Origin of the sequence: Pseudorhodoplanes sp. (assembly GCF_035565795.1) — a bacterium.
Lineage (GTDB): Bacteria > Pseudomonadota > Alphaproteobacteria > Rhizobiales > Xanthobacteraceae > Pseudorhodoplanes.
Map to the genome: position 1 here is coordinate 1 of NZ_DATMRV010000049.1, position 17,657 is coordinate 17,657.

At 63.6% G+C, this 17,657-nt stretch carries 17 protein-coding genes; 6 read left to right on the forward strand and 11 right to left on the reverse strand.

Features of this window, described 5'->3' with window-relative positions:
- The first annotated feature begins 46 nt into the window (after nucleotides 1-46).
- Nucleotides 47-1,474, forward strand: coding sequence for a metalloprotease TldD (gene tldD, locus VNZ93_RS05490; protein ID WP_325701206.1), 1,428 nt, complete (start codon nucleotides 47-49; stop codon nucleotides 1,472-1,474).
- Nucleotides 1,475-1,494: 20 nt separating this feature from the next.
- Here the strand turns inward: tldD and VNZ93_RS05495 are convergent, their stop codons facing one another.
- The 3 genes from VNZ93_RS05495 to VNZ93_RS05505 are packed head-to-tail and all read right to left on the reverse strand — an operon-like array spanning nucleotide 1,495 to nucleotide 2,919.
- The gene (locus tag VNZ93_RS05495; protein ID WP_325701209.1) at nucleotides 1,495-1,986 is read right to left on the reverse strand and encodes a DUF6644 family protein; all 492 of its coding nucleotides are present in this window, start codon (nucleotides 1,984-1,986) and stop codon (nucleotides 1,495-1,497) included.
- Nucleotides 1,986-2,333: a DUF6152 family protein gene (locus tag VNZ93_RS05500; protein ID WP_325701212.1), complete on the reverse strand. Its 348-nt coding sequence runs from the start codon at nucleotides 2,331-2,333 to the stop codon at nucleotides 1,986-1,988. The genes VNZ93_RS05495 and VNZ93_RS05500 overlap by 1 nt, the downstream gene beginning before the upstream one ends.
- A gap of 40 nt (nucleotides 2,334-2,373) precedes the next feature.
- Nucleotides 2,374-2,919, reverse strand: coding sequence for a PAN domain-containing protein (locus VNZ93_RS05505; RefSeq protein ID WP_325701215.1), 546 nt, complete (start codon nucleotides 2,917-2,919; stop codon nucleotides 2,374-2,376).
- A gap of 174 nt (nucleotides 2,920-3,093) precedes the next feature.
- On the opposite strand from VNZ93_RS05505, the gene VNZ93_RS05510 reads away from it, so the two are divergent.
- Nucleotides 3,094-4,722: an ArnT family glycosyltransferase gene (locus tag VNZ93_RS05510; protein ID WP_325701218.1), complete on the forward strand. Its 1,629-nt coding sequence runs from the start codon at nucleotides 3,094-3,096 to the stop codon at nucleotides 4,720-4,722.
- 102 nt (nucleotides 4,723-4,824) lie between these two features.
- Here the strand turns inward: VNZ93_RS05510 and VNZ93_RS05515 are convergent, their stop codons facing one another.
- Nucleotides 4,825-5,202: a DUF1127 domain-containing protein gene (locus VNZ93_RS05515; protein ID WP_325701221.1), complete on the reverse strand. Its 378-nt coding sequence runs from the start codon at nucleotides 5,200-5,202 to the stop codon at nucleotides 4,825-4,827.
- 210 nt (nucleotides 5,203-5,412) lie between these two features.
- Here VNZ93_RS05515 and VNZ93_RS05520 point away from each other — a divergent pair, with 210 nt between their 5' ends.
- Complete coding sequence (locus VNZ93_RS05520) at nucleotides 5,413-6,294, forward strand: LysR substrate-binding domain-containing protein (protein ID WP_325701224.1); 882 nt, start codon at nucleotides 5,413-5,415, stop codon at nucleotides 6,292-6,294.
- A 9-nt stretch (nucleotides 6,295-6,303) separates the two neighbouring features.
- On the opposite strand, the gene VNZ93_RS05525 is transcribed toward VNZ93_RS05520, so the two are convergent.
- From VNZ93_RS05525 to VNZ93_RS05535, 3 genes are read right to left on the reverse strand one after another with little or no spacing between them, the layout of a single operon-like run.
- A complete protein-coding gene (locus VNZ93_RS05525) occupies nucleotides 6,304-7,200 on the reverse strand; it encodes a DMT family transporter (protein WP_325701227.1) in 897 nt (298 codons plus the stop codon).
- Nucleotides 7,194-7,664 carry a Cys-tRNA(Pro) deacylase gene (gene ybaK / locus VNZ93_RS05530; RefSeq protein ID WP_325701230.1) on the reverse strand — a complete coding sequence of 157 codons (471 nt, stop codon included), beginning with the start codon at nucleotides 7,662-7,664 and terminating at the stop codon, nucleotides 7,194-7,196. The genes VNZ93_RS05525 and ybaK overlap by 7 nt, the downstream gene beginning before the upstream one ends.
- Nucleotides 7,664-9,034 (reverse strand): glutamate--cysteine ligase, encoded by a 1,371-nt coding sequence (locus VNZ93_RS05535; protein WP_325701233.1) that lies wholly within the window; start codon nucleotides 9,032-9,034, stop codon nucleotides 7,664-7,666. The genes ybaK and VNZ93_RS05535 overlap by 1 nt, the downstream gene beginning before the upstream one ends.
- 173 nt (nucleotides 9,035-9,207) lie before the next feature.
- Between VNZ93_RS05535 and VNZ93_RS05540 the strand changes: the two genes are divergently transcribed.
- Nucleotides 9,208-10,302, forward strand: a complete 1,095-nt coding sequence (locus VNZ93_RS05540) for an AbrB family transcriptional regulator (RefSeq protein ID WP_325701236.1) — start codon at nucleotides 9,208-9,210, stop codon at nucleotides 10,300-10,302.
- 248 nt (nucleotides 10,303-10,550) lie between these two features.
- Nucleotides 10,551-12,566, forward strand: a complete 2,016-nt coding sequence (locus VNZ93_RS05545; RefSeq protein ID WP_325701239.1) for a methyl-accepting chemotaxis protein — start codon at nucleotides 10,551-10,553, stop codon at nucleotides 12,564-12,566.
- A gap of 60 nt (nucleotides 12,567-12,626) precedes the next feature.
- Here the strand turns inward: VNZ93_RS05545 and hemA are convergent, their stop codons facing one another.
- From hemA to VNZ93_RS05560, 3 genes are all read right to left on the reverse strand, one after another.
- A complete protein-coding gene (gene hemA / locus VNZ93_RS05550; RefSeq protein WP_325701241.1) occupies nucleotides 12,627-13,850 on the reverse strand; it encodes a 5-aminolevulinate synthase in 1,224 nt (407 codons plus the stop codon).
- A 436-nt stretch (nucleotides 13,851-14,286) separates the two neighbouring features.
- Complete coding sequence (locus tag VNZ93_RS05555) at nucleotides 14,287-14,883, reverse strand: DedA family protein (RefSeq protein ID WP_325701242.1); 597 nt, start codon at nucleotides 14,881-14,883, stop codon at nucleotides 14,287-14,289.
- Complete coding sequence (locus tag VNZ93_RS05560) at nucleotides 14,880-15,566, reverse strand: cysteine hydrolase (RefSeq protein ID WP_325701244.1); 687 nt, start codon at nucleotides 15,564-15,566, stop codon at nucleotides 14,880-14,882. Before VNZ93_RS05560 ends, VNZ93_RS05555 begins: the two co-directional genes overlap by 4 nt.
- Before the next feature lie 153 nt (nucleotides 15,567-15,719).
- Here VNZ93_RS05560 and VNZ93_RS05565 point away from each other — a divergent pair, with 153 nt between their 5' ends.
- Nucleotides 15,720-16,115, forward strand: a complete 396-nt coding sequence (locus tag VNZ93_RS05565) for a DUF6481 family protein (protein ID WP_325701246.1) — start codon at nucleotides 15,720-15,722, stop codon at nucleotides 16,113-16,115.
- Between the two features lie 78 nt (nucleotides 16,116-16,193).
- Here the strand turns inward: VNZ93_RS05565 and VNZ93_RS05570 are convergent.
- Nucleotides 16,194-17,657: methyl-accepting chemotaxis protein (locus tag VNZ93_RS05570; RefSeq protein WP_325701249.1), on the reverse strand; the 1,464-nt coding region annotated here is incomplete at its 5' end.

A 17,657-nucleotide genomic window follows, 5' to 3' on the forward strand; every position in this document is an offset into this window, starting at 1 on the left:
CCGGAATGACTGTTGATTTGCGGCTTCCGGCACTATGTTCGGGGACATGACCGACAAATCCTCAGCCGCCTCCCTCATCGACCGCGCCGGCCTCGACCGGGGGCGGGTCCGTTCCATCCTCGCGAAAGGCCTCGAGGGCGCCGACGACGGCGAGCTCTTCCTCGAATACCGCCAGTCGGAAGCCCTTGGGTTTGACAACGGCAGGTTGAAACAGGCGACCTACGATACCGCCCAGGGTTTCGGCCTGCGCGCCGTGAAGGACGAGGCGGTCGGCTACGCCCATGCCTCGGACATCTCGGAAGCCGCGCTGATTCGCGCCGCCGATGCAGTCCGGGCGGTGAAGGGCGGATATAGCGGCCATTATTCCGACGCCCCCGGCCGGACCAATGTGCGGCTCTATGGCGACGAAAACCCGCTCGATGCGCCGTCCTTCGAGGCCAAGGTCAAGCTGCTGCAGGAAATCGACGCCTATGCGCGCGCCAAGGACCCGCGGGTCCGGCAGGTCAGCGCAAGCCTTGGCGCCTCGTGGCAGGTGGTCGAAATCCTGCGCGCCGATGGCGAGGTCTATCGCGACATCCGGCCGATGGTCCGCGTCAACGTGTCGATCGTCGCCGGCGTGGGCGACCGGCAGGAAACCGGCGGCCATGGCTATGGCGGCCGCGAGGGCTTTGCCCGCTTCATCGAGACGGCGGCCTGGCGTGGCGCGGTCGATGACGCGGTTCGGCAGGCGCTGGTGAATCTCGAATCGGTGCCGGCCCCGGCGGGCGAAATGGACGTGGTGCTGGCAGCCGGTTGGCCCGGCGTCATGCTGCACGAGGCGGTCGGGCATGGCCTCGAAGGCGATTTCAATCGCAAGGGGACCTCTGCCTTTGCCGGCCTGATGGGGCAACGGGTCGCCGCCAAGGGCGTGACCGTGCTCGATGACGGCACGATCCAGTCGCGCCGCGGCTCGCTGTCGATCGACGACGAGGGCACGCCGACCAACAAGACCGTGCTGATCGAGGACGGCATCCTGGTCGGCTACATGCAGGACCGCCAGAACGCGCGGCTGATGAACATGAAGCCGACCGGCAACGGCCGGCGCGAGTCCTACGCGCATGTGCCGATGCCGCGCATGACCAACACCTACATGCTGGCCGGCGATCGCGAGCCCGGCGAAATCATCGCATCGGTTAAGAACGGCATCTATGCGGTGAATTTCGGCGGCGGTCAGGTCGACATCACCTCAGGCAAATACGTGTTTCAATGCACCGAGGCCTACAAGATCGAAAACGGCAAGATCGGTGCGCCGGTGAAGGGCGCCATGCTCATCGGCAATGGGCCGACCGACCTGCATCGCATTTCGATGATCGGCAACGATCTCGCACTCGACCACGGCGTCGGAACCTGCGGCAAGAACGGGCAGGGCGTGCCGGTCGGCGTCGGTCAGCCGTCGCTGCGGATGGACCGGATCACGGTCGGCGGCACGGGCTGACGGTCAGGCGCGGCTGACCACTAGAAATACGCGATCAGCCGCCCGCACGCCGCGACAGCAAACCACATCAAAAGCGACGCCACGCCGACGAAGCGTGCGCTGCCCGGCAGCGGCGTGTTCGGCTGCACGTCTGTCACCCTGTCGGCAATGAAATACTCGAACCAGATGATGTTGATCAGCCCGAGCGCGATCAACGCGACCTTGATCTGAAAGATCGTGTTGAGAACGAGGTGGCTCGCTTCGGCGACGAACAGGATCGTGCCGGAAGCGGCAAGGCCGATGAAGCCGATGATCGCGATCGTGCGCGCACGCCGCAGCAGGCTGCCGGGCCATGTCGATTGAAAAAAGCCGGCCAGGCGCAAATCCATGACTGCGACCGCGCTGAAGAACACCATCAGCGACAGGATATGCGCGACATTCGCCGCCATATAGGCATACGAGGATTGCCGCACGGTCGCGGCAAAGGCCGAGCCCTCGATGGCGATGAAGATTGCAGGCGCCGCGTCCGTCATCAACGCATCTCGATGGTCTTGCCGTCCACGGTGATGCGCTCGGCGCGCATTTCGTCCTTCTCGACGGTCGAGACATAGCCATAGGCCGATATTGTCTTGCCGACGGCGACCATCTCCCTGGTCGCGCCGCGATTGGCCATGCGGAACGTCGGCGCCAGCGTCACGGTCCAGACCTTGTCGGGCGCCTTAACCGTGACGGTTGCGTGCGGGTTTTCATATGTGGATGTCACGATCGGGCCGGTGACGGTGATCGGCTTCGCCGCGTCGTAGCTGCCCCAGCCGTGATGCGCTGCCGCGCCGCCGCAGGCGAGGGCGGTCGCAATGGTCACACAGAGAGAAAGCCGCATTTGTCTCCTTCCTGTCTTCCTGCATGGGTGCCGTCGCCGACTAACGCACAACGCCTGAAATGCAGCAGGGTTTGCGGCGTGGCCGCGTTACCCGCTCCTTCAGGTGACAGCGCGCCGATGCGCCGCTATAGCCCGGACGGACATAGGTGAAGGCTCGGCACCTGGTGTCGGCCTGACACGCCTTCGCGCAGGCTTCGCCCGTCGCATCGGCGGCGACATCGAAGGACCGATAATCACCGCCGACGCGGTCGATCGAGAATTCCGTCGGGCCGGTCTTGGGTTCGAGCAGCGCAGCGCCGCGGATGCCGGACACGCAGCAACTGTCTTCCTTCACCGGCGTGACGGTGTTCTTCAGCCAGCACATCGCATCGCGCGCTGCCGTTCGCGGATAGGAAAAGCTCCAGGCGCGGCAACGGCCGTCGCGGTCGCAGCGTGCGGCGCAGGTCGCGGGATCTGCGTTGCGCACGGGTGCAGATTGATAGTCTCCGCCCGGCCGGTCGAAACCGACTTGCGCCTTGGCAACGGTCATCCCTGAAATCAGCAGCGCCATCGTACAGACGGCAAATGTCACGAGGCACCGGTTCATTCCCCGGCCCAGCATCCAGAATCCGACCATGCGTGATGTTAAGGTTTCGGTCCTCGCCTTGCGAGGGCCGATTGCTGCGGACGCGAAGTCGTGACCGCTCAATCTGTTCACCTGTTGAAAAGTCGGTTGTGCGCAGCAGCATGACAAAATGTCGCCGGTGCGCAAAGTTCCATCATGGAATCGAGCGACGAGCAGATCGGGCAGCAGAACCGTTGGGTCGATCGCTTCGCCGTTTTTGTCCTTTGCGGACTCGCAATCCTCGCGCTGCTTATTGTCCGCGACTACGGCATTTCCAACGATGAAGAGGTTCAGCATCGTTACGGCGAACTGATCGTCGACTATTACGCCAGCGGCTTTCGCGACACGGCGCTGTTCAACTACAAGAACCTTTATCTGTATGGCGGGCTGTTCGACATCCTCGCCGTCGGCGCCGCGAAGCTGCTGCCGTTCGACGTCTTCGTGATCCGCCATGTCATGTCGGCGATGACCGGAATTGCCGGTATTGCCGGCGCATGGGCGACGGCGCGTCTTGTGGCCGGTCCGCGTGCGGGCCTGATCGCGCTGATCGCGCTTGCGATCTGCGGGCCGTATTTCGGCGGCATGTTCAACCACACCAAGGACGTGCCGTTCGCAGCGGCAGTGATCTGGGCGATCTACTTCCTGCTGCGCGCAGCGCGGGATCTGCCGGCGCCACGCTGGCGCGATGTGATCGGCTTTGGACTGATGCTTGGTGCTGCGACCGGTCTGCGGGCCATGGGGCTCTTGCTGGTCGGTTATGCGGGTGTCCTCGTGCTGATGTCGGTGCCGCGCCCTTTTCGCGTCGCGGACAGCGTGGCGTTCCTACCGCGGTCGGCGTTGCGCTTCGCACCCGCCATCGTGATCGGCTACGTCATCATGATTGCGGCGTGGCCCTGGGCGTGGCTTGCGCCGCTCAATCCGTTGCGCGCGATCTTTTCCTTCGCGCATTTCCACTACGAGATCCGCACCATCGTGGCCGGCGAGATCTACCGGATGGCGGACGTGCCGTGGTGGTATGTGCCGTTCTATCTGCTGATCAAGGTGCCGCTCGTCGTCTATTCGGGCGTGCTTCTGGCGATTTCCGCATTGGCGCTGGCATTCGCGCGCGACGGTCTGTCAGGGCTGCACAGGCGTCATGTCGAGACGGGCTTTCTCGTCTTCGTCGCGATCTTTCCGGTGCTGTGCGAGGCGATCGCGGAGGGGCCGGCCTTTACGGGCATGCGGCATTTCCTGTTCATATTGCCGCCGCTCGCCGTGATTGCCGGGATCGGGTTTGATGCCACGCTGAACGCGCTCTCGCCGCGACGCTGGCTTGAGGCAGGCGCCGCTGCAGCGCTGCTGCTGATCTTTGCATCGAATGTCAGCGTGCTCGTGCGTCTGCACCCCTACGAGTACATGTTCTACAATCCGATGGTCGGCGGTCTCGAAGGCGCCGCGCGGCGGTACGAGATGGATTACTGGGTCAACATGATGCCGGAAGCCGTGCGCGTGCTGCACGACTATCTCGGGCTTGCCGCGGAAAAGTCGCCGCGGGTCTACACGGTCGGCGTCTGCGGCGAGAAATTCTCTTTCGAAAATTACGCCGACAAGCGGCTGCAGGCATCGCCGGGCTGGCTGGAGGCGGATTTCTTCATCGCGCCGACGCAGATGAATTGCGACCGCCTCGTGGATGGACGCGTCGTCGCGACGATCAGGAGATTGGGCGTGCCGATCGGCGTCGTGAAAGATCGGCGCGGACTGACGCAGAAGGCGTTGAACCAGCCCTTCGATCACAGCCTAAAGTAAAGCGCCCGCCGGGAGGACCGGGCGGGCGCTTGATCCGCTTGGTGCGAGGGGACACACGCTGGGCGGATCTGCGGCGGGCTGGGCAGGGCCCGCGGCAGGTTCTCAGAGGTAGTGCCAGGGCGATCGCTTCGCCCGCAGTTCATCGAGCGGCGTGTCGGGAGCGATCACCGGCGCATTGATCGGCAGGATGTCGATGCGCCCGCGGCGATGAAGGCGCTTGTCGCGTGCGCGCCCCGCCAGCACGTCGGTCGGATCGCGCCAGAGCGGCTGCGCGTAGGCGTCCCGCAGATCGCTCCGGCTGAGGCCGATATCGGCCAGCATCCTGTCGTCCATGCCGGCCAGCAATCGCGCATTCCGGCGATTTTTCAGGAGGCGGGCGAGTTTCCGCATTCCGTTCAACGCGATAGCAAAAACGGTGCGAACCAGCGCTGGCTCTCGGTGGCGTCTCTGGATCGGCTCGGACGTGCAAATCGCGGTCATTGGACCCTCCTGCTCTTCCGGTGCCGAAACCGTCGTCGCAGACCTCACTCTGCGCGACCCGATTTCCGACCCCGGATGCCTTGAACGGATACCGATATCGCACCGCGCCATTGATAAGTGAAACGAATGTTTATAATCTCAAACATCACGATCGATGATGATACAGCCGGGCCCTGACCCCATTTCTGGACCCCTGTTTGAGGATCCCCGATGACCGTCCTGATCGATATCGACCAGCTCCGCACCTTCATCGCCATCGCCGAAACCGGCAGTTTCACCAAGGCGGCGGAGGTCGTGCACAAAACCCAATCTGCCGTTTCGATGCAGATGAAGCGGCTGGAGGAGCGTCTCAACAAGCCGATCTTCGCACGCGACGGACGCGCATCGAAGTTGACGGAAGATGGTGATCGCCTGCTCGATTATGCGCGTCGCATCGTGAAGCTGAATCTCGAGGCATTGGCGGCGTTTTCCGGCCCGGAATTATCCGGCCGCGTGCGGCTCGGCGTCCCGGACGATTATGCGGATCGCTATCTGCCGGAGATCATGGCGCGCTTCTCGCGCTCCTATCCCGGCGTCGAATTGACCGTGCTGTGCGAGCCGTCGGCCGATCTGCTGCGGCGTATCGATGCCAACGATCTCGATCTTGCGATCATCACTGCGACCGACACGCAAAGGACCGCCGAGCAATTCCGGCAGGAGAGGCTCCTGTGGGTTTCGTCGGTGCGACATGCGGCCCACACGGAGAATCCGCTGCCGCTCGCGCTCGGCAAGCAGAGTTGCGCATGGCGCCGGATCGCGCTGGAGCATCTTGAGAAGCTCGGGCGGCCGCATCGCGTGATCTACACCAGCTCGAATGCCGGTGCGTATGTCGCGGCGGTGCTGTCGGGTCTTGCGGTCTCGGTCGTGCCGGAATCGACGCTGCGTCCGGGGATGCGCGTGCTGACGCCCGCCGAAGGCTTCCCGGATCTGCCGCATTGCCGGATCGGTCTCGTGCGCAATCCGCACGAAAGTTCGGCGCTCGCGGACGCGCTCGCCGAACACATCATCTCGTCGCTCGATAACCTGTCGGAGGCGGTGCAGGCCGCGGAGTAATCGGTTGCGCTATTTGCGCGGTCGCAGCACCAGCACGTTGCCGATCAGGACCGCGATCAGTCCGAGGACGGCGACGATCGTCCATTGGAAGCCTTCAACCGCGGTCGAGACCGCAAGCGCGACCACGGGCCCCAGCACGGTGACGTAAGCGGCGCGGTCAGGGCCGATGCGGCCGAGCAGCGTCAGGTAGCACGCGAATGCAACGACCGAGCCGACCAGCGCGAGATAGACAAGTCCGGCGAGATAGGTGACCGTCCATTCGATCGTGAAGGCGTGGCCGCTGACGAACGCGTAAAGCCCAACGCTCCCTGCGCCGTACAGCATGGCGTATCCGGTCGCGGGGAAAACCGGCGTCTTCTGCCGTGACAGCTTCGCCGACACGATGTTTCCGAAACAGAAGCCAAGTGTGCCGGCGAGGCTCAATCCGAGCGCGATCAGGGCGCCACGCGGAAAGGCGTGACCGGCAAATTGCGGATAGAACATCGCCGCCATTCCGGCGACGCCAAGAAGTCCGCCTGCGACCACGCGGCGATCGACCGGGGCGCTGAGAAAGAGCGCGCCCAGCCACACGTTGAAGAACGACGCGAGCGAAAACACGATGGACAGGAGGCCCGACGGAAGCACCTCCGCCGCGTGATAATACAACAGGAAGTTCAGCGAAAACATCAGCACGCCAAGCAGCGCGAATTTCAGGTGATCGCCTGGTCCGTAACGCAGCCGGTCGCCCCGAAACACGGCGATTGTCAGCATCACGGGGCCGGCCACCAGGAAGCGCCAGAACACCGACACATCGGGCGAGACGGTGCCGACCTGAAAGTGAATGCCGATCCACGCAAAGCCCCATGCCAATACGACCGTGGCGTAGAGCGCCAGATCATAGGGCGTGAGCTTCGCGCGGTTCAGCACAGGTCGGCCGCCTTTGCGTCAATTGCGCGCACGAGATCGTCCGGCGCAATTTCGATCTGCAGGCCGCGCCGTCCGCCGTTCACGAGGATTGTCTGGTGAGCGAGCGCGGCGCGTTCGATGAACGAAGCTGCGCGCTTGCGCTGGCCGAGCGGCGAAATGCCTCCGACATGATAGCCGGTGAAGCGTTCGGCTTCGGCGGGCGGCAGCATCGCCGCATCTTTCACGCCGGCGGCGGCCGCGAGCCGCTTCAGGCTGACCTCCTTGTCGGACGGGACGAGAACGCAGACCGTCGCGTTGCCGGCTTTCGCCATCAGCGTCTTCAGCAGGCGCTCGGGCGAAATGCCGAGCGCTTCGGCGGCCTGCATCCCGATGCGCTGCGCGTTCGGGTCATAATCGTATTCATGCAGCGTAAAGGCGATTCTTGCCTTTTCGAGCGCGGCAGTGGCGGGCGTCGCCTTGGCCATCAATATGCATACTCGGTGAAGACAGGCTCGACCGAGCCGCCCCACGGCCCGTTGAACTTCGCGAGCAGTTCTTCGGCGGGCGTCGAACCGCGCGACACGAGGTCTTCCAGCGGCTCGAGATATTTCGTCTCGTCCTCGCCGCCGGCATTGAGGTGACGGCGGCGGGTCAAACCTTCGCGGGCGAGCTTGAGGGTCTCCTCTGCAAGCGACAGCATGTTGCGATTGCGGATCTTTGCCGCGAAGCCCTGGGCCGGGACGTCGTCACGCAGCTTTTGCCGCTCTTCGGCGGTCCAGTCCTTGACGATGTCCCACGCCGCATCGAGCGACACGCTGTCATACAGGAGGCCGACCCAGAACGCCGGCAGCGCCGGCAGGCGCCGCCACGGTCCGCCATCGGCGCCGCGCATTTCCAGATAACGCTTCAGACGCACCTCCGGAAAAATCGTGGAGATGTGGTTCGCCCAATCCGAGATGGTTGCGCGTTCGCCCGGCAATTCCTTTAGCTTGCCGGCGAACAGGTCGCGGAACGACAGGCCGGACACGTCGATATACTCGTCGCCGCGCTTGACGAAATACATCGGCACGTCGAGCGCGTAATCGACCCAGCGCTCGAAGCCCATGCCGTCCTCGAAGGCCCAGGGCAGCATGCCCGAGCGGTCGGGGTCGGTGTCCCGCCAGACCTCGGAACGGAACGACAGGAAACCGTTGGGCTTGCCCTCGGTGAATGGCGAGTTGGCGAACAGGGCGGTCGCGACCGGCTGCAATGCGAGCGAGACGCGCAGCTTCCTGACCATGTCGGCTTCCGACGAGAAGTCGAGATTGGTCTGGACCGTGCAGGTCCGGTACATCATGTCGAGGCCGAGATTGCCCACCTTCGGCATGTATTGCGTCATGATGCGATAGCGGCCCTTCGGCATGACCGGGATCTGCGCGCGGGTCCATTTCGGATTCATGCCGAGCCCGATGAAGCCGATGCCGAGCGGGCGGGCGACTTCGCGGACCTGCGCGAGATGCGCCATCAGCTCGGTGTGCGTCTGATGCACATTCTCGAGCGGCGCGCCGGACAGCTCGAACTGCCCGCCGGGTTCGAGCGAGATCGCGCCGCCGCCGGTCACGTCATGAAGCCCGATGATGTTCTCGCGCTCCATGATCGGCTCCCAGCCGAGCAGGAGCTGCATGCCTTCGAGCAGCGCACGGATGCCACGCGGGCCCTCATAGGGCACAGGCTCGTGGCTCTGTACCGTGAACGGGAATTTCTCGTGTTCGGTACCGATCCGCCATTCGGCTTGCGGTTTGCACCCTGATTCGAGCCACGCGACGAGTTCGTCGCGCCGCTCGACCGGCGTCATGTCAATCTGGTCACGGGCCATAAGGAATCCGGCAAAAGGGCCGCGACCATACACGCGGCCCCGAGGAAAGGGCAATCAGTGCAAGCCCCGCAAAATCGGGTAGCGGTTTTGCGCTTCGGTACGTATTGACTGCCCGCATACAGGGGTTGCAGCACACGTCTTGATAGGTTCTGCGGAATAGACATAACCGTCCCATGCTGCTCCCCTCCCGCCAGACCCTGTTGAAACTCGGCGAAACGCTTCTGGTCGGGGCCATCGGCGGCGCCATCCTGACCGCCATCGGGATGCCTGCCGGATGGCTGTCGGGCTCCATGATCGCGGTCGCGATTGCGGCTCTCGCGGGCCGGCCGGTGACGATGCCGGCGCCGCTGGCGCGAGTCATCTTCGTCCTGATCGGAATTTCGCTCGGGGGCGCCGTTACGCCGGAGACGCTGAACGGCGTCGCGACCTGGCCGCTCAGCGTTCTTCTGCTTTGCGCCGGGATGTTGTGCGCCATGTTCGGGAGCGCCGCCTATCTGAAGCGGGTTCACGGCTGGCCCATGCTCTCCGGGTTGTTCGGGTCGGCGCCGGGCGCGCTGTCACAGGTGATGGCGTATGCGACACAGTATCACGCGGACCTTTCGGGGATCGCCATTGTCCAGACGATCCGTGTGGTGATCCTCACCGCCCTGCTGCCGCTCGGACTTGCGTTGTCCGGCTTCGTCCCGACCGGCGCGCCGATCCGCGCCTCCGCCGCTGCAGATTCGCCTCTGGAGATTGTGCTGCTCGTTGTGATCTCGACGGCGGCGGCGATCCTCGCGCATTTCGTCCGCTTTCCCGGCGGTCTCATTTTCGGGTCGATGCTCGCCTCCGCCATTCTGCACGGTTCAGGACTCATCCATGCATCGATGCCGTGGTGGGTGGTCAATGCCGTGATGGTAGCCCTCGGCGCACTGACCGGCGCGCGCTTCGCCAACGCCGACCTGCGCCTCGTGCTGAAGCATTTCGGCGCGGCGCTCGGTTCGTTCTCGGTGGCTGTTGCGATCGTGTCCGTGTTCGCCGCGGCATCGGCCTTCACGATGAGTCTCAATCTGCCTGCCGTCGTGGTGTCGTATTCACCCGGCGCGCTCGACGCGATGATGATCCTTGCACTCGCTTTGCATCTCGATCCGATTTTCGTCGGTGCGCATCACGTTGCGCGCTTCATGCTGATATCGGCTGCATTACCGATCTTCGTTCGGGTTTACGGGCAGTCTCCGCCGCCGCCGGCGCCGAAGCCGCCGGAAAAGCGGCCTGTTCAGGACGACTGAATTATTTTTTGCGCTGCGACATCACTGTTGCGCGCGCTTCATCAAAATTGATGCGCCATTGCAGGCGCTTACCAAAACTGCGACCTGCAGTTAACCGAATACCCTCAAGCTGATGGAACGAACACCGCAGGCTGTTCGTCCGACGGAGCTCTCGTGCCGCGTGGAAGGTCCTGCCTTCCTGGAAGAGCGCCTCGGCTCGCCGCATCGCTTTACGGGACCCGCTCCCATCGGAATGCAGGGATTGAATCATGGCACTTGCTAATACCGTTGCATCGGCGCGTGCGCCGCGCGCCGCATGGCTGTCATCACGTACGTTGATTCTGGTCGCGCTGGTTTTGCAGGCAGGCGCGGCGATTGCGTTTTATGTTGGCAATGCTGCAGTGGTCCCGGCGCTCGGCGCGTGCGCGCTGGCGATGACCGCGCTTTCGTTGTTGTGGCCGTCGCGAAGCGGAAGTCTGGTTGCCGGCAGCGGTCAGGACGGAATTCGCATTGCTGCTGCGCTCGAGGCTTGCCGGACCAACGTGATGGTCGCGGACGAGAACTACAACATCGTCTACATGAACCAGACGATGACCGAGATGCTGGCCGCCGCCGAAAGCGATCTGCGAAAAGACATCCCTGCGCTCAGCGCCCGCAACATGATTGGCGCCTCGATCGATACCTTCCACCGCAATCCGTCGCATCAGCGCCGCATCCTTGATGGCCTCACCGCCACCACCGAAACCGACATCTCGGTTGGTGGTCGGAGCTTCCATCTGATCGTGACGCCGATCTTCGATGACAGGCGCCGACGCATTGGCACCGTTGTCGAATGGAAGGACGAGACCCAGCAAAAGGCGACGGAACTCGTCAATTTCCGGCTGCGGTCTGCCCTCGATGTCTGCAAGACCAATGTGATGGTCGCGGACGATCGCTACGACATCGTCTACATGAACCAGACGATGGACGAGATGCTGCGCAATGCCGAAGCCGATGTCCGGAAGGACATCCCGTCGTTCAACGCCAGCCGCATGATCGGCGTGTCGATCGATACCTTCCACAAGAATCCCGCGCATCAGCGCAGGATGCTCGATGCGCTCACTTCGACCGTCGAGACCGACATCAAGGTCGGCGGTCGCAATTTCCATCTTGTCGTCACGCCGGTCAGGGACGGCCGCAACCAGCGCATCGGTACCGTGGTCGAATGGAGAGACGAGACCGCGGAGAAGCTGATCGAAGCCGAAATCGACCGCGTGGTCAGCGCAGCGGTGGCGGGCGACCTGACGATGCGGGTCGGGACCGAGGGCAAGTCGGGCTTCATGCTTGGTCTTGCCAATTCGATGAACGCGCTGTGCGACCGGTTCCGCGAGTTCGTGCGCGAGATCGGTGCGGCCGCAAGCGAAGTTTCCAACGCGTCGTCCGAAATCTCGCTCAGCACGGCCGATCTCTCGCAACGCACCGAGGAACAGGCGGCAAGCCTCGAGCAGACCTCGGCCTCGATGGAGGAGATGTCGGCCACCGTGAAAAAGAATGCCGAGAACGCGCAACGGGCCAACGAGTTTGCCACCGGCGCCTGCGAGGTTGCAGGCCGCGGCGGAGATGTGGTCGCTCAGGCGGTGTCGGCGATGTCGCGGATCGAGGAATCGTCCGGCAAGATTTCCGACATCATCAGCGTGATCGATGAGATTGCGCGCCAGACCAATCTGCTGGCGCTGAACGCAGCGGTCGAGGCGGCGCGCGCGGGTGAAGCCGGACGCGGCTTTGCGGTGGTCGCGTCCGAAGTGCGGAACCTGGCGCAACGGTCTTCCCAGGCGGCCAAGGACATCAAGGACCTCATCAACGGCAGCACGGGACATGTCCGCGACGGTGTCGAACTGGTGGGACGCGCCGGAAATTCGCTCGACGAGATTCTGGATTCGATCAGGCGCGTCGCTGCCATCGTTTCGGATATTGCCGTCGCCAGCGCCGAGCAATCGACGGGGATCGAGCAGGTTAACCGGGCGATGTCGCAGATGGACGAGATCACCCAGCAGAATTCGGCGCTGGTGGAAGAAAATGCCGCAACCGCCAAGACCCTCGAGCAGCAGGCGGCATCGATGCACGAGCGGGTTTCTGCGTTCCGGCTGGCGCAAGGCGCGGCTGCAGAACCTGCGCGCGCGCCGGTGACCAATCGCGCTCCGGTCAAGCTGGTCAGGGGCGGTGCGTCACAGCCGGTGGCGCGTCAGCGATCTGCAGGACGATCGCAGGCCGCACTTGCCGCCAGGGAGGACTGGGAGGAATTCTGATCCGGAGGTTCGGACTGCGCGGCGGCTCGCAGGTGCCGCCGCGTTTTCGATGTCCGGGGCCTATTCCGCCGCGAGCGTGCGGTTGAGCTTCATGCCCAGCCGCTCCCACACGTCGATCAAGGCATTCGCGAGCGCGTCGATCATCTTGTCGTCGTGATAGGGCGAGGGCGTCACGCGCAGGCGTTCGGTGCCCTTCGGCACGGTCGGATAGTTGATCGGCTGGATATAGATGCCGTGATCGGACAGCAGCATGTCGCTTGCTGCCTTGCACTTTTCCGGATCGCCGACGGCAATCGGCACGATGTGGGTGTCGCTCGGCATCACCGGCAGCCCGGCTGCGGTGAGCACGGCCTTCACGCGTGCGACGCGCTCCTGATGCCGGTCGCGTTCCCATTGTGACGTCTTCAGATGGCGGATCGATGCTGCAGCGGCGGCGCAAACCGCCGGCGGCAACGCAGTGGTGAAGATGAAGCCCGGCGCGTAGGAACGCACCGCGTCACAGACCGCATGGCTCGCCGCGATATAGCCGCCGAAGCAGCCGAATGCCTTGCCGAGCGTGCCTTCGATCACGTCCAGGCGATGCATCACGCCGTCGCGTTCGCACACGCCCGCGCCGCGCTGGCCGTACATGCCGACGGCGTGGACTTCGTCGATATAGGTCATCGCGCCGTATTTCTCGGCGAGATCGCAGATAGCGCTGATCGGCGCGATATCCGCATCCATCGAATAGATGCTTTCGAACAGGATCAGCTTGGGCCGGTCGCCGGCCTCGATCAGAAGCTGCTCCAGATGCGCGAGATCGTTGTGACGGAAGATCTTCTTTTCGCAGCCGGAATGCCGAACGCCTTCGATCATTGAATTGTGGTTATAGGCGTCCGAAAGGATCAGGACATTCGGGATCAGCTTGGCGAGGGTCGCGATGCCGGTCTGGTTCGAGACGTAACCCGAGGTGAAGATCAGCGCCGCTTCCTTGCCGTGCAGGTCAGCGAGCTCTGCCTCAAGCTCGACCAGCGGATGATTGGTGCCGGAAATATTGCGGGTACCGCCGGCGCCGGTGCCCATTTTCGTCGCGGTCTCGACCATCGCGCCGATCACCTTGGGGTGCTGGCCCATGCCGAGATAGTCGTTCGAGCACCAGACGATGATCTCGCGCGAGCCTTCCGGAGAATGCCAGATCGTCTGCGGGAACCTGCCGGCGATTCTTTCCAGGTCCGCGAACACGCGGTAGCGCCGCTCATCATGCAGGCGGTTCAAGGCATTTTCGAAAAAGGCTTTGTAATTCATGGCGATAGGGAATCCCGCAGCGGACCGCTCATGGTTCGTCGCACCGGAATGCGAGGCCGTTCAATCCGATATGGCTTTATCCGAGATTGTTTTAGAAGCGTTCAACAGTGTTTGTCGAGCCATGGCTGTCCCGAATTAGGCGCAGGGCGGCCTTGATTTCCATCAAAACCCCCTGATCGAGAGCCCGTGCAGCGCCCTCGAATGCGTTGTCGTAGCCGGAACCAGCCGCGGAATCGGGCGTTCATCATCCGGTATTCGAACCCCGTGGAGGCGCAAATATGGGACGTGGACTCCTGTTGTGGCTGATTGGCATTCCGCTGCCGATCATCCTGGTAATCTGGCTGTTCGGCGGCCTGAGCTAGTTGTGTTCTGCCGACGGAATGAAAGGCCGCCCTGAGTCCGGGGTGGCCTTTGCATTTCGCGGCTCTGCGGCAACTCATGCATTGCGTCTCGCGTCGGCCTCGATCGCGGCTTCGAGCTTGCGGCTCAGCATCCAGGAGATTGCGAGGAACACCAGCAGCGAGGCGAGGCTGAGCGTCGACACCGTTTCGCCGAGCACCTTGTCGGAGACCTTTCCGAAGGCGTAGCCGGCAAGCACCATCGAGACCGCCCAGATCGCCGCGCCGACAAGATTGGCGATCAGAAAAAAGCTCCACGGCATTTTCGACAGGCCGAAAGCAAATGCTCCAAGACCGCGGATGCCATACGGAAAACGATGGATCAGCGGCAGCCACAGCGCGTGGCGATCGACCAGCCGCTTGACCATTGCGGTATGCGCGGAAATCCGCGGCCAGCGCGCCAGCAGGCGTTCGCCATATTGGCGCGCGAGCCAGAAGCGGACCACGTCGCCGATGAAACTGCCGGCGAAGCAGTGGATGATCGTCATCTTGAGATCGAGCACGCCGAGCTGCGCGGCATAGCCGGCAAACAGCGCCATCAGCATCGCGTGCGATGCCGCATAGGCAAAGATGAAGGCGTAGACGACTTCGCCGTGCTGGCGGACAGCGTCGATCAGTTGCGAAAGATCGGTCATGTGTTCCCGGCGCTCAGCTTGCGCAGCACCTGGTCCACAGTCGAGACATCGCCGAATTGCTGGAGAATGGTCTCCAGCGTCGCGCGGTGCTCGTCATCCGACAGGGCCGCGCAGCAATCGGACAGCATCACCGTCTTGAAGTCGAGCATCATGGCGTCGCGGGCGGTCGACTCGCAGCACACGTTTGTCTTCGTGCCGGCGATCAGGACGGTGTCGATGCCAAGGCTGCGCAGCAGCCGTTCGAGCTGGGATGAACCCGGAATCAGGGCGCTGTAGCGGTTCTTGATCACCGTGTGGTCGTCCGCGGACACGTCCAGTTCAGACCAGATTGTCTGTTGTCCCGGCGCGAGCGCTGCGATGGTCCGCTCGCGGACGTCATCGCCGACCACGTGGTTGAAGAACAGCTCCCAGTCGCTGCGGTTGCCCCGGCTCGTATTGGCATGCAGCACCCAGATCACCGGGCAGCCGAGCTTGCGGAGAACCGCCGTCAGCGTGTTGATCGCAGGTACGATGGCACGCGCCAGCGGCACTTCGGCCGGCGCCCCCGGGGCGCAGAATGCGGTCTGCATGTCGATCACGACCAGTGCGGTGCGGGCCGGATCGAGCCTGTCGAACCACTCCACCCGGCCGCGGCGGGCGAGGACCCGCGCGATGATTTCGGGCCGGACTGAGACTGGATGCATGAAATTGTCCTCGAGCGGTCACGCCTTCGTCACGTATTCCGGGACGTATGGGACGAAAGGATGTTTGTTTTCGGCATTTTTCGGCTGTTCCGGTGTTGAAGCCAGGGGCCCGAATAGCATATATGCCCGGCGCTGGATCAAACTGGAGTTGGAATGGCTAGCTTTCGTGACACGGACCTTCAGGACCGTCAAAAGAATGCCTTCGAAGCACGGAAGGCGATGTTGCAGAAATTTCTCGCCAAAGCGGACGACCCCATCCTAGAGCAGCGGCGCCAAGAGCGCCTCGCAATTGAGGAAGCCCGCCGCGTTCGCCAGGCAGAGCGCGAGGCCGCCCGTAAACGCGAAGAGGCTCGTCTCGCTGCAGAAGCCGAAGCCCGCCGTCGGGCCGAGGAAGAAGCCCGCCTTCGGGCCGAAGAAGAGGCCCGCATCAAGGCGCAGGAAGAGGCCGAGCGAATGGCCGCTCTGCTCGCCGAGCAGAAGGCGAACCGTGACGCGCGTTACGCTGCGCGCAAGGCCGCTGCGAAGAAAAAGAAGCGGCGCGTCGTCTAACGCGTTGGCAGGCGCCGCAAGCGCGGCGCCCATTTATCCCTGAGCGTCGGCTTGTGCGGTCCGGTTCGTGATCCGGACCTAAACCCGGAAGCCGATCCGGAATCCGCCCCAGTGGCGTCCCTTGACGACGATCGGCGCGGATACGTCCTTCATCAGGACCAAGTTGCCGCCGCCCATGTCGCGGCGATAGGTCTGCAGCAGGAATGGACGGGTGCTGCGTCCGGCCGAAAGGCCGGTGCGATCGTTGAAGATGCGCCGGTTCCGGCAATTGGCCGCGTTCCAGACCGGATCGTCTCCCTGCGGTTTCGAATAGACCAGATTGTGCGTGGGCAGGAACCCGTTGCGGTCCAGCGCCGCGCAGAACGCTATGCGCGGATCGAAGGCGAGGATCGGCTCCTGCACCTCGGGAAGCAGCCTGTCTGTCAGCGCGACGAAGCGGGTCATGTATTGCTGCGGATTGCTGCCGGCGACGGGCCGATAATCCTCGTCGAACAGGTCCGCCATGCTGATCTCGTTGCGGGTGACGGCCTGCTCGAACATGCGTCCGATCCGCTGCGCGGTTTCGCGGCAGAGTTCGACGATCGGCGTGTCCGGTGTCTCGATCCCGCTTTCGGCGATGAAGAGGATGAAGTCCTCGCTGATGCCGAGGATGGACTCAACGCGCGTCTGGGCCTGCGAAAGCTTGGCCTCGCCGATTTTCACCGACGTCACGAGGCCCTTCATCTCGTTGCGTAGCGACGCGTAGCAGGTGCTGTTCTTGTCGACCGAGCGCACCATCACCTCGATGTCGCCGGCAAGCCGGTCGGTGGTCTCGACCAGCGTATGCAGCACCGTGCCCGTTGCGCGCGCCTTGCTCGATTCAGCGATGGCGGACTGCGCGGTCTCGGCGTTGCTGTCGGCCTCGGCGAGCACCATGCCGAGCGTCTGCATCAGCTCTTTCAGGTTACGCTGATTGTTGATCGATAGCGGCCGGATCTGGTCGGCGAGGCGCTTCACGGTGGCGGCGATGATGGCAAAGCCCCGCCCGGCATCGCCTGCACGCGCCGCTTCCACGCTCGCATTCAGCGCCAGCAACTGGGTTTCCTGCGCGATCTCCTGGATGGCCGCGCTCGCCTGTTCGACGCGCTTGATCGTCGTCTCGACCGACTGGATCGAGTCCTTCAGCGAGATCGCGCCGGTGCCAAGAGCCTCGACCTTTTCGATCGTCCTCGCGATGGTCTTTGAAACGTTATCGGCGCTCTGGCTGAGCGTCGCGCGCGTCTGCTCGGCGGAGAGACGCGCGCTATCCATCGCCGCGGCGAGATCGGCATTCGTGATGCTCATCTCGCGCGCCGCGGCCACCGCCGCGCGCGCCTGCATGATCTGCTGCTGGCCGAGCGCCGTGAGATCTCCGACGAGGCCCGCCATGTCGGCGATCTCGATACCAAGATGGCCGCTGCGATCGCCGATGTCGGACAGGGATTGCCGTGGACGTTCGTCGGCCGGCTCCAGCCGGCGCAAGGCGGACTCGCTCATAAGTTGGGGCTCCTGCCGTCCGCAGAC